This is a genomic window from Pseudomonas sp. LBUM1645 (assembly GCF_059716185.1).
Genome location: NZ_CP166811.1, coordinates 6421484 through 6432500, shown reverse-complemented (window position 1 = coordinate 6432500; position 11017 = coordinate 6421484). Strand labels below are relative to the sequence as shown.

General features: G+C 52.5%; 10 protein-coding genes, 6 tRNA genes and 2 rRNA genes (1 of these 18 only partly in view). All 18 read left to right on the top strand.

The features are described 5' to 3' along the window. A tRNA-Ile gene (locus ACA079_RS29355) sits at nt 1-23 on the top strand; it begins 54 nt to the left of the window's first position. Between the two features lie 27 nt (nt 24-50). Then, a tRNA-Ala gene (locus ACA079_RS29350) sits at nt 51-126 on the top strand. 250 nt (nt 127-376) lie between these two features. After that, nucleotides 377-3268, top strand: a 23S ribosomal RNA gene (locus ACA079_RS29345). A gap of 159 nt (nt 3269-3427) precedes the next feature. Further along, nucleotides 3428-3543 (top strand): 5S ribosomal RNA (gene rrf, locus ACA079_RS29340). A gap of 135 nt (nt 3544-3678) precedes the next feature. After that, nucleotides 3679-4638: a bifunctional biotin--[acetyl-CoA-carboxylase] ligase/biotin operon repressor BirA gene (gene birA / locus ACA079_RS29335; RefSeq protein ID WP_497701804.1), complete on the top strand. Its 960-nt coding sequence runs from the start codon at nt 3679-3681 to the stop codon at nt 4636-4638. Further along, nucleotides 4628-5377, top strand: coding sequence for a pantothenate kinase (locus ACA079_RS29330; protein ID WP_497701803.1), 750 nt, complete (start codon nt 4628-4630; stop codon nt 5375-5377). Before birA ends, ACA079_RS29330 begins: the two co-directional genes overlap by 11 nt. Before the next feature lie 7 nt (nt 5378-5384). Continuing rightward, nucleotides 5385-5825 carry a hypothetical protein gene (locus ACA079_RS29325; protein WP_497701802.1) on the top strand — a complete coding sequence of 147 codons (441 nt, stop codon included), beginning with the start codon at nt 5385-5387 and terminating at the stop codon, nt 5823-5825. Nucleotides 5826-5967: 142 nt separating this feature from the next. After that, nucleotides 5968-6052: transfer RNA gene (locus ACA079_RS29320), tRNA-Tyr, on the top strand. Nucleotides 6053-6075: 23 nt separating this feature from the next. Next, a tRNA-Gly gene (locus ACA079_RS29315) sits at nt 6076-6149 on the top strand. 26 nt (nt 6150-6175) lie between these two features. Further along, a tRNA-Thr gene (locus ACA079_RS29310) sits at nt 6176-6251 on the top strand. Between the two features lie 84 nt (nt 6252-6335). Further along, complete coding sequence (gene tuf / locus ACA079_RS29305) at nt 6336-7529, top strand: elongation factor Tu (protein ID WP_007896619.1); 1194 nt, start codon at nt 6336-6338, stop codon at nt 7527-7529. A 53-nt stretch (nt 7530-7582) separates the two neighbouring features. Further along, nucleotides 7583-7658, top strand: a tRNA-Trp gene (locus ACA079_RS29300). 45 nt (nt 7659-7703) lie between these two features. Beyond that, complete coding sequence (secE, locus tag ACA079_RS29295; protein ID WP_008145488.1) at nt 7704-8072, top strand: preprotein translocase subunit SecE; 369 nt, start codon at nt 7704-7706, stop codon at nt 8070-8072. 9 nt (nt 8073-8081) lie between these two features. Continuing rightward, nucleotides 8082-8615, top strand: a complete 534-nt coding sequence (gene nusG, locus ACA079_RS29290; RefSeq protein ID WP_054052239.1) for a transcription termination/antitermination protein NusG — start codon at nt 8082-8084, stop codon at nt 8613-8615. Nucleotides 8616-8732: 117 nt separating this feature from the next. Next, entirely contained in the window at nt 8733-9164 is a 432-nt protein-coding gene (gene rplK, locus ACA079_RS29285; protein ID WP_003210097.1) for a 50S ribosomal protein L11, read from the top strand. Next, complete coding sequence (rplA, locus tag ACA079_RS29280; RefSeq protein WP_007896626.1) at nt 9164-9859, top strand: 50S ribosomal protein L1; 696 nt, start codon at nt 9164-9166, stop codon at nt 9857-9859. The genes rplK and rplA overlap by 1 nt, the downstream gene beginning before the upstream one ends. A gap of 198 nt (nt 9860-10057) precedes the next feature. Continuing rightward, nucleotides 10058-10558, top strand: coding sequence for a 50S ribosomal protein L10 (gene rplJ / locus ACA079_RS29275; RefSeq protein ID WP_008145489.1), 501 nt, complete (start codon nt 10058-10060; stop codon nt 10556-10558). Nucleotides 10559-10638: 80 nt separating this feature from the next. Next, the gene (gene rplL / locus ACA079_RS29270) at nt 10639-11004 is read left to right on the top strand and encodes a 50S ribosomal protein L7/L12 (RefSeq protein ID WP_008145490.1); all 366 of its coding nucleotides are present in this window, start codon (nt 10639-10641) and stop codon (nt 11002-11004) included. The last annotated feature ends 13 nt before the right edge of the window (nt 11005-11017 follow it).

The window sequence follows — 11017 nt, the reverse complement described above, 5'->3', positions numbered from 1 at the left end:
TTCGAATCTGCCCAGACCCACCAATTTTGTGTGGGAACCTGTAGAAATACGGGGCCATAGCTCAGCTGGGAGAGCGCCTGCCTTGCACGCAGGAGGTCAACGGTTCGATCCCGTTTGGCTCCACCACTACTGCTTCTGTTTGTTGAAAGCTTAGAAATGAGCATTCCATCGTGATGATGGTGAATGTTGATTTCTAGTCTTTGGATTAGATCGTTCTTTAAAAATTTGGGTATGTGATAGAAAGATAGACTGAACGTTACTTTCACTGGTAACGGCTCAGGCTAAGGTAAAATTTGTGAGTTGCTCTTAATTGAGTATTATCGAATTTTCGGCGAATGTCGTCTTCACAGTATAACCAGATTGCTTGGGGTTATATGGTCAAGTGAAGAAGCGCATACGGTGGATGCCTTGGCAGTCAGAGGCGATGAAAGACGTGGTAGCCTGCGAAAAGCTTCGGGGAGTCGGCAAACAGACTTTGATCCGGAGATGTCTGAATGGGGGAACCCAGCCATCATAAGATGGTTATCTTAAGCTGAATACATAGGCTTAAGAGGCGAACCAGGGGAACTGAAACATCTAAGTACCCTGAGGAAAAGAAATCAACCGAGATTCCCTTAGTAGTGGCGAGCGAACGGGGACTAGCCCTTAAGTGGCTTTGAGATTAGCGGAACGCTCTGGAAAGTGCGGCCATAGTGGGTGATAGCCCTGTACGCGAAAATCTCTTAGTCATGAAATCGAGTAGGACGGAGCACGAGAAACTTTGTCTGAATATGGGGGGACCATCCTCCAAGGCTAAATACTACTGACTGACCGATAGTGAACTAGTACCGTGAGGGAAAGGCGAAAAGAACCCCGGAGAGGGGAGTGAAATAGATCCTGAAACCGTATGCGTACAAGCAGTGGGAGCCCACTTTGTTGGGTGACTGCGTACCTTTTGTATAATGGGTCAGCGACTTATTTTCAGTGGCGAGCTTAACCGAATAGGGGAGGCGTAGCGAAAGCGAGTCTTAATAGGGCGTCTAGTCGCTGGGAATAGACCCGAAACCGGGCGATCTATCCATGGGCAGGTTGAAGGTTGGGTAACACTAACTGGAGGACCGAACCGACTACCGTTGAAAAGTTAGCGGATGACCTGTGGATCGGAGTGAAAGGCTAATCAAGCTCGGAGATAGCTGGTTCTCCTCGAAAGCTATTTAGGTAGCGCCTCATGTATCACTGTAGGGGGTAGAGCACTGTTTCGGCTAGGGGGTCATCCCGACTTACCAAACCGATGCAAACTCCGAATACCTACAAGTGCCGAGCATGGGAGACACACGGCGGGTGCTAACGTCCGTCGTGAAAAGGGAAACAACCCAGACCGTCAGCTAAGGTCCCAAAGTTATGGTTAAGTGGGAAACGATGTGGGAAGGCTTAGACAGCTAGGAGGTTGGCTTAGAAGCAGCCACCCTTTAAAGAAAGCGTAATAGCTCACTAGTCGAGTCGGCCTGCGCGGAAGATGTAACGGGGCTCAAACCATACACCGAAGCTACGGGTATCACTTAGGTGATGCGGTAGAGGAGCGTTCTGTAAGCCTGTGAAGGTGAGTTGAGAAGCTTGCTGGAGGTATCAGAAGTGCGAATGCTGACATGAGTAACGACAATGGGTGTGAAAAACACCCACGCCGAAAGACCAAGGTTTCCTGCGCAACGTTAATCGACGCAGGGTTAGTCGGTCCCTAAGGTGAGGCTGAAAAGCGTAGTCGATGGAAAACAGGTTAATATTCCTGTACTTCTGGTTATTGCGATGGAGGGACGGAGAAGGCTAGGCCAGCTTGGCGTTGGTTGTCCAAGTTTAAGGTGGTAGGCTGGAATCTTAGGTAAATCCGGGATTCTAAGGCCGAGAGCTGATGACGAGTTACCCTTTGGGTGACGAAGTGGTTGATGCCATGCTTCCAAGAAAAGCTTCTAAGCTTCAGGTAACCAGGAACCGTACCCCAAACCGACACAGGTGGTTGGGTAGAGAATACCAAGGCGCTTGAGAGAACTCGGGTGAAGGAACTAGGCAAAATGGCACCGTAACTTCGGGAGAAGGTGCGCCGGTGAGGGTGAAGCATTTACTGCGTAAGCCCATGCCGGTCGAAGATACCAGGCCGCTGCGACTGTTTATTAAAAACACAGCACTCTGCAAACACGAAAGTGGACGTATAGGGTGTGACGCCTGCCCGGTGCCGGAAGGTTAATTGATGGGGTTAGCTAACGCGAAGCTCTTGATCGAAGCCCCGGTAAACGGCGGCCGTAACTATAACGGTCCTAAGGTAGCGAAATTCCTTGTCGGGTAAGTTCCGACCTGCACGAATGGCGTAACGATGGCGGCGCTGTCTCCACCCGAGACTCAGTGAAATTGAAATCGCTGTGAAGATGCAGTGTATCCGCGGCTAGACGGAAAGACCCCGTGAACCTTTACTATAGCTTTGCACTGGACTTTGAATTTGCTTGTGTAGGATAGGTGGGAGGCTTTGAAGCGTGGACGCCAGTTCGCGTGGAGCCAACCTTGAAATACCACCCTGGCAACTTTGAGGTTCTAACTCAGGTCCGTTATCCGGATCGAGGACAGTGTATGGTGGGTAGTTTGACTGGGGCGGTCTCCTCCTAAAGAGTAACGGAGGAGTACGAAGGTGCGCTCAGACCGGTCGGAAATCGGTCGTAGAGTATAAAGGCAAAAGCGCGCTTGACTGCGAGACAGACACGTCGAGCAGGTACGAAAGTAGGTCTTAGTGATCCGGTGGTTCTGTATGGAAGGGCCATCGCTCAACGGATAAAAGGTACTCCGGGGATAACAGGCTGATACCGCCCAAGAGTTCATATCGACGGCGGTGTTTGGCACCTCGATGTCGGCTCATCACATCCTGGGGCTGAAGCCGGTCCCAAGGGTATGGCTGTTCGCCATTTAAAGTGGTACGCGAGCTGGGTTTAGAACGTCGTGAGACAGTTCGGTCCCTATCTGCCGTGGACGTTTGAGATTTGAGAGGGGCTGCTCCTAGTACGAGAGGACCGGAGTGGACGAACCTCTGGTGTTCCGGTTGTCACGCCAGTGGCATTGCCGGGTAGCTATGTTCGGAATAGATAACCGCTGAAAGCATCTAAGCGGGAAACTAGCCTCAAGATGAGATCTCACTGGGACCTTGAGTCCCCTGAAGGGCCGTCGAAGACTACGACGTTGATAGGTTGGGTGTGTAAGCGCTGTGAGGCGTTGAGCTAACCAATACTAATTGCCCGTGAGGCTTGACCATATAACACCCAAGCAATTTGTGAACTCGAAAGAGGCCAGATTGCGGTGTGTGAAGACGAAACGAACCGAAAGTTCGAGATACTCGCAAAACACCAAACTATCGCATACCCATTCGCTGGAGCGTGAACCTGCAAAGGCCCACGACCTGGCTACCGAATTTCTTGACGACCATAGAGCATTGGAACCACCTGATCCCATCCCGAACTCAGCAGTGAAACGATGCATCGCCGATGGTAGTGTGGGGTTTCCCCATGTGAGAGTAGGTCATCGTCAAGATTAAATTCCGAAACCCCTATCTGCGTATGCAGGTAGGGGTTTTGTTTTGTCCGCAGGAAAACTGACCTGTAGGGTTTCTATGCAATGGCGCGGGGCATGGCTATCATGCGGGCCTCATTGTGAGGCGAGACTTGCATGCTGACATTGTTAAAGCTTCTTAAAGATGGCCGATTCCATTCGGGTCAGGCCTTGGGCGTCGCCTTGGGTGTCAGTCGTAGTGCCGTTTGGAAGCAGCTTCAGCATTTAGAAGCTGAGCTGGGACTATCCATTCATAAAGTGCGGGGTCGCGGCTATCAACTGGCTGCGCCATTGACGCTGCTTGATCCTGTCGAGATAAGAGAGCAGGCGCCTTCTTGTGATTGGCCCATCCTGGTTTTCGATTCAATTGACTCCACTAATGCCGAGGCTTTGCGCGCCATAGAGCGGGGGCAGGCGGCACCCTTTCTGGTGCTTGCCGAACGGCAAACTGCAGGTCGCGGGCGGCGTGGACGTAAATGGGTGAGTCCATTCGCGGAAAACATCTATTACAGCCTCGTGCTGCGTATTGAAGGTGGAATGCGTCAGCTGGAAGGCTTGAGTCTTGTTGTTGGGCTTGCCGTCATGCAGGCCCTGCGTGAGCTCGGTATTTCGGGGGCTGGATTGAAGTGGCCCAACGATGTTCTGGTGGGTCAGAAGAAGATCGCCGGGATATTGCTCGAGCTGGTGGGGGATCCTGCTGATGTGTGTCACGTTGTGCTGGGTGTGGGAATTAATGTGAACATGCAGATTACCGATGAGGTAGATCAGCAGTGGACGTCCATGCGGCTAGAGTCGGGCAAGGTGTTTGATCGAAATCACTTGGTCGGAGAGTTGGGCGCGATGCTCCAGGCATATCTGTCTCGTCATCAAGTCGACGGATTTTCAGCTATCCAGGCAGAGTGGGAGCAAAATCATCTCTGGCAGGGGCGGGCCGTGTCGTTGATCGCAGGTGTTAACCATATAGATGGCGAAGTGCTGGGTATTGATAGTCAGGGTGCTCTGCGCTTGAAGGTGGGTGGTGTGGAAAAAGTCTTTAGTGGTGGTGAGCTCAGTCTGAGGTTACGTGATGATTCTTGAGCTCGACTGCGGAAACAGTTTTATCAAGTGGCGTGTGCTCGACGCGGATGTTCGGCGGGTGGTTGGCGAGGGCGTCGTAGATTCGGATCTCGCTTTGTTGGAGAGCTTGAAAGCGCTCAAGGGTCTCGCTCTCAAGTTTTGTCGGTTGGTCAGTGTCAGGACTGTCGAAGAAACCAGTGCACTGATTTCTCTGCTGACAGAAGCTTTTGGTGTGTCAGTGGTATGTGCAGCGCCATCCCGCGAAATGTCCGGGGTTCGTAATGGATATGAGGAGTTTGAGCGGTTGGGGCTCGATCGTTGGCTGGCGATGCTTGGGGGATTCCAGCTGGCTTCGGGTGCGTGCCTTGTGCTTGATTTTGGTACGGCTGTTACTGCGGACTTCATCTCTAGGGATGGAGAGCACCTCGGAGGATTTATATGCCCGGGAATGCCTCTGATGCGAAACCAATTGCGTACCCACACCCGTAGAATTCGTTATGGCGATCTAGCAGCTGAGCGCGCTCTGGAAAGTCTTGTTCCTGGTCGGACAACTGTCGAAGCAGTCGAGCGGGGATGCTCGTTGATGCTGAGAGGCTTTGTCCTGACACAGCTAGAGTTGGCGCGTAGCTATTGGGGGGATGATTTTGCTGTGTTCCTCACTGGAGGAGATGCGGACCTGGTTTCCGAGATCGTGCCTGAGGCCAGGGTGGTTCCTGATCTGGTGTTTGTAGGTTTGGCTATGGCGTGTCCCTTGTCGTGAGGTTTTTATGCGTTGGTTGTTTCTGCTGCTGCTTGTTCTCAATGTGTTTTATTACATCTGGCACCAACAAGAGGCTCCTCTGCGTGCGAAGGATGTAACCCCTTTGAATTTGTATAAGGGTTCGCAGCAGGATATTCGCTTGTTGAGTGAAACGACTGAAGCGGCTCGTGATAAAGGAAAGCCTACCCAGGCAGACGATGGATGCCTCTATCTTGGCGGTTTTACTCGTCAGGAGGCGGCTCAGGCGGTTGAGCGGCGATTGAGTGGCATGGAAATCAAGTTCGAGTCCTTGCTGAGGCCCCCTGCCGAGTCTGATGGTTACTGGGTGCGTGTGGCACCAGAAAGCCGGCGTTGGCTGGATGATTCGCAGCTGAAAAACCTTTCTAGAGAATTCAATGAGTTAAAACATAAAATAATGCCGTGCGAGGGGGTTGCACCCGCCGAATAGTTTGCATAGAATGGCGCCCGCTTCGCAGTGAAGACCTTTAATGGTTAACACCGCAAAGTGATGTCAACGCAGCTAACCTCAGGTTTTTAATGAGAAAATGCTTGACAGAAGGCTGGCATGATATAGAATGCCGGCTCGCTTAGGAGGGGTTCCCGAGCGGCCAAAGGGATCAGACTGTAAATCTGACGTCTACGACTTCGAAGGTTCGAATCCTTCCCCCTCCACCATTTTTAGCGAGAGCTGCAAGCTCGCGGGTATAGTTTAGTGGTAGAACCTCAGCCTTCCAAGCTGATGATGCGGGTTCGATTCCCGCTACCCGCTCCAAGTTTGCAGATCCTGCATAGCGTTACGCTCTTGTAGCTCAGTTGGTAGAGCACACCCTTGGTAAGGGTGAGGTCAGCGGTTCAAATCCGCTCAAGAGCTCCATATAACAAGGCAGATATGAAAATATCTGCCTTTGTTTTAATGGCTAGTTTGACCTGCTCAATTCTTCTCCTAGGGGTGATTTTGATGGCTAAGGAAAAGTTCGAACGTAATAAGCCGCACGTCAACGTTGGTACCATTGGTCACGTCGATCACGGTAAAACTACTCTGACTGCTGCTTTGACCCGCGTCTGCTCCGAAGTTTTCGGTTCGGCAAAGGTCGACTTCGACAAGATCGATAGCGCCCCTGAAGAAAAAGCTCGTGGTATTACCATCAACACCGCTCACGTTGAGTACGATTCGGCTGTGCGTCACTACGCGCACGTTGACTGTCCAGGTCACGCTGACTACGTAAAAAACATGATTACCGGTGCTGCTCAGATGGATGGTGCGATTCTGGTTTGCTCGGCCGCTGATGGTCCGATGCCGCAAACCCGTGAGCACATCCTTCTGTCCCGCCAGGTTGGCGTTCCGTACATCGTTGTCTTCCTGAACAAGGCTGACATGGTTGATGATGCGGAGCTGCTGGAGCTGGTTGAGATGGAAGTGCGCGACCTGCTGAGCACTTACGATTTCCCAGGTGATGACACTCCGATCATCATTGGTTCGGCGCTGATGGCGCTGAATGGTCAAGACGACAACGAGATGGGCACTACTGCCGTCAAGAAGTTGGTCGAGACTCTGGATAGCTATATTCCGCAGCCTGAGCGTGCTATTGATAAGCCGTTCCTGATGCCGATCGAGGATGTTTTCTCGATCTCCGGTCGCGGTACTGTTGTGACTGGTCGTGTTGAGCGTGGCATCGTCCGCATTCAGGAAGAAGTTGAGATTGTTGGTCTTCGTGACACTGTCAAAACTACTTGCACTGGTGTTGAGATGTTCCGCAAGCTGCTCGACGAAGGTCGTGCTGGTGAGAACTGTGGTGTGTTGCTGCGTGGTACCAAGCGTGATGATGTTGAGCGTGGCCAGGTTCTGGTCAAGCCGGGCACCGTCAAGCCGCATACCAAGTTCACCGCTGAAGTTTACGTTCTGAGCAAGGAAGAGGGTGGTCGTCATACGCCTTTCTTCAAAGGCTACCGTCCACAGTTCTACTTCCGGACCACCGACGTGACCGGTAACTGCGAACTGCCGGAAGGTGTTGAAATGGTGATGCCAGGTGATAACGTCCAAATGACGGTCACTCTGATCAAAACCATCGCAATGGAAGATGGTCTGCGTTTCGCCATTCGTGAAGGCGGTCGTACCGTCGGCGCAGGTGTCGTTGCTAAGGTTATCGAGTAAATTGTTGTAATGTCTTTTTCGGGCCGGCATAATGGTCGGCCTGATTTTGTTTTAGGTCAGTAGCTCAATTGGCAGAGCGACGGTCTCCAAAACCGTAGGTTGGGGGTTCGATTCCCTCCTGACCTGCCAGATTCACTTGGTGTGTCTGGCTTTCTTTTCACAGGATCTTCATAGATGACTCCTAAAGCTGAAGCTCAAGGCTCTCGCTTCGATCTGCTCAAGTGGCTAGTAGTAGTTGCTTTGGTGGTTGTTGGCGTTGTTGGCAATCAGTATTACTCTGCTTCGCCGATCCTGTACCGCGTACTTGCTTTGCTCGCCATTGCTGCTGTAGCTGCCTTTGTAGGCCTGCAGACGGTCAAGGGCAAGTCTTTCTTTGTACTGGTTAAGGAAGCTCGCACCGAGATTCGTAAAGTCGTATGGCCAACTCGCCAAGAAACCACGCAGACCACGTTGATTGTTGTGGCTGTTGTTCTGGTTATGGCGTTGCTGTTGTGGGGGCTTGATTCCCTGCTCGGCTGGCTTGTTTCCTTGATTGTCGGCTAAGGGTGTCCCGTGGCTAAGCGTTGGTACGTTGTGCATGCTTACTCCGGTTACGAGAAGCATGTCATGCGCTCGTTGTTAGAGCGCGTAAAGCTGGCTGGCATGGAAGATGGCTTTGGCGAAATTCTGGTTCCCACTGAAGAAGTGGTTGAAATGCGTAATGGCCAGAAACGCAAAAGCGAGCGCAAGTTCTTCCCAGGTTATGTGCTGGTTCAGATGGACATGAATGAGGGTACTTGGCACTTGGTCAAGGATACTCCTCGGGTGATGGGTTTCATCGGCGGTACTGCTGATAAGCCTGCACCTATCACAGATAAAGAGGCAGAAGCGATTCTGCGTCGCGTTGCTGATGGTAGCGACAAGCCGAAGCCGAAGACGTTGTTCGAGCCAGGTGAGTCGGTACGTGTCAATGACGGTCCGTTTGCCGACTTTACTGGCACGGTCGAAGAAGTTAACTACGAGAAGAGCCGGATCCAAGTGGCAGTGCTCATTTTCGGTCGCTCTACTCCGGTAGAGCTAGAGTTCAGCCAGGTCGAAAAAGTCTAGCTGAGCAAGCATCCCAACCCCGCAGCCCTAGGCTGTGGGGTTTTGTCGTCACTGGGATAAACGCGCAAGTAACCGGGGAGCCTTTCGAGGCGTTCGAACCCGTAATTGGAGTGCCTCATGGCCAAGAAGATTACCGCTTACATCAAGCTGCAAGTGAAGGCCGCTCAGGCTAACCCAAGCCCACCTGTTGGTCCTGCTCTGGGTCAGCACGGCGTGAACATCATGGAATTCTGCAAGGCTTTCAACGCCCGTACTCAGGGTATTGAGCCAGGTCTGCCGACTCCAGTGATCATCACTGTCTACAGCGACCGTAGCTTCACTTTCGAAACCAAATCCACACCTGCTTCGGTTCTGCTGAAGAAAGCTGCTGGTCTGACTAGCGGTTCCGCTCGTCCGAACACAGTTAAGGTTGGCACCGTTACCCGTGCTCAGCTGGAAGAAATCGCGAAAACCAAAAACGCGGATCTGACTGCAGCTGATATGGACGCGGCCGTGCGTACTATCGCCGGTTCTGCTCGTAGCATGGGCCTTAACGTGGAGGGTGTGTAATGGCTAAGTTGACCAAGCGTCAAAAGGCTATCGCCGGCAAAATCGAAGCAGGCAAGTCCTACAACTTTGTAGACGCTGCTGCTCTGTTGGCTGAGCTGTCGACCGTCAAGTTCAGCGAGTCGTTCGACGTTGCTGTAAACTTGGGTGTTGACCCGCGTAAATCCGACCAGGTCGTTCGTAGCGCTACTGTGCTGCCACACGGCACTGGCAAGACCGTTCGCGTTGCTGTGTTCACCCAAGGTCCAGCTGCTGAGGCCGCTTTGGCTGCCGGCGCTGACCGTGTAGGTATGGACGATCTGGCTGCCGAAATGAAAGGCGGCGACCTGAACTATGACGTAGTTATCGCATCCCCGGATGCAATGCGCGTTGTTGGTCAGTTGGGTCAGATCCTGGGCCCACGTGGCCTGATGCCTAACCCTAAAGTCGGCACCGTAACACCAGACGTAGCTACCGCGGTTAAGAACGCCAAGGCTGGTCAGGTTCGTTATCGCACCGACAAAAACGGCATCATCCACACCTCCGTTGGCAAGGTTGGCTTCGACGCCGTCAAGCTGAAGGAAAACGTTGAAGCCCTGATCGCTGATCTGAAGCGTATCAAGCCAGCTTCCTCGAAAGGTATTTACGTCAAGCGCGTTACCCTGAGCACCACCATGGGTCCAGGCCTGGTCATCGACCAAGGTTCGCTCGACGCGTAAGACACAGGTTGGCGCAAGCGATTGCGCCAATTGAAAGATTGGGGTCCCTGCCTGGCGGGGGCTATCCAAGACCGTAGGCGGCGCAAGTCTTAAACCTCAAGCCTACGCAGATGGTGCTCCCGGTTCCTTACCGAATCAGACACCAAAACGACATCTGGCCTCGGTTGGATGAAACGGTAACAAGCAGGAGTTTTTCCCGTGGCAATTAAACTTGAAGACAAGAAGGCCATCGTCGCTGAAGTCAACAAGGCTGCCCAAGTTGCTCTGTCCGCTGTCGTGGCTGATGCCCGTGGCGTAACAGTAGGCGCTATGACCGGACTCCGTAAAGAGGCTCGTGAAGCTGGCGTTTACGTACGTGTTGTACGTAACACCCTGCTCAAGCGCGCCGTTGCTGGCACTCAATATGACGTGCTCAACGACGTGTTCACCGGCCCGACCTTGATTGCATTCTCCAAAGATCATCCGGGCGCTGCTGCCCGTATCTTCAAAGAGTTCGCAAAAGGTCAGGATAAGTTCGAGATCAAGGCAGCTGCGTTCGAGGGCAAGTTCCTCGCAGCTAATCAGATCGACGTACTGGCAAGCCTGCCGACCCGTGACGAAGCAATTTCTCAGCTGATGAGCGTGATTCAAGGCGCAACCAGCAAATTGGCTCGTACTCTGGCGGCTCTTCGCGACCAGAAAGAAGCTGCTGCAGCCTAAGGCTGAGCGACTCCTTTCAGCGTTTATTGTTTATTTCGATGGCCGCGTAGGCTGTCACCCCAATACAGGAATTTATAGTCATGTCTCTGACTAACGACCAAATCATCGAAGCAATCGGCGAAAAATCCGTTCTGGAAATCGTTGAGCTGATCAAGGCCATGGAAGAGAAGTTCGGCGTTTCCGCTGCCGCTGCTTCCGCTGGTCCAGCTGCTGTCGCTGCCGTTGTTGAAGAACAAACTGAATTCAACGTCATGCTGCTGGAAGCTGGCGAGAAGAAAGTTAACGTGATCAAGGCAGTACGTGAACTGACCGGTCTGGGCTTGAAAGAAGCCAAGGCTGTAGTTGACGGCGCTCCTGGCGTTGTTCTGGAAGCTGTTTCGAAAGACGCAGCTGACAAAGCAAAAGCCACTCTGGAAGAAGCAGGCGCTAAAGTCGAGCTGAAGTAAGCATCGACTTTGC

Coding starts and splice junctions, on each gene's coding strand:
- rplA (WP_007896626.1), top strand. CDS start 9,164: ATGGCTAAGTTGACCAAGCGTCAAAAGGCTATCGCCGGCAAAATCGAA.
- ACA079_RS29330 (WP_497701803.1), top strand. CDS start 4,628: ATGATTCTTGAGCTCGACTGCGGAAACAGTTTTATCAAGTGGCGTGTG.
- birA (WP_497701804.1), top strand. CDS start 3,679: ATGCTGACATTGTTAAAGCTTCTTAAAGATGGCCGATTCCATTCGGGT.
- rplK (WP_003210097.1), top strand. CDS start 8,733: ATGGCCAAGAAGATTACCGCTTACATCAAGCTGCAAGTGAAGGCCGCT.
- ACA079_RS29325 (WP_497701802.1), top strand. CDS start 5,385: ATGCGTTGGTTGTTTCTGCTGCTGCTTGTTCTCAATGTGTTTTATTAC.
- secE (WP_008145488.1), top strand. CDS start 7,704: ATGACTCCTAAAGCTGAAGCTCAAGGCTCTCGCTTCGATCTGCTCAAG.
- rplL (WP_008145490.1), top strand. CDS start 10,639: ATGTCTCTGACTAACGACCAAATCATCGAAGCAATCGGCGAAAAATCC.
- tuf (WP_007896619.1), top strand. CDS start 6,336: ATGGCTAAGGAAAAGTTCGAACGTAATAAGCCGCACGTCAACGTTGGT.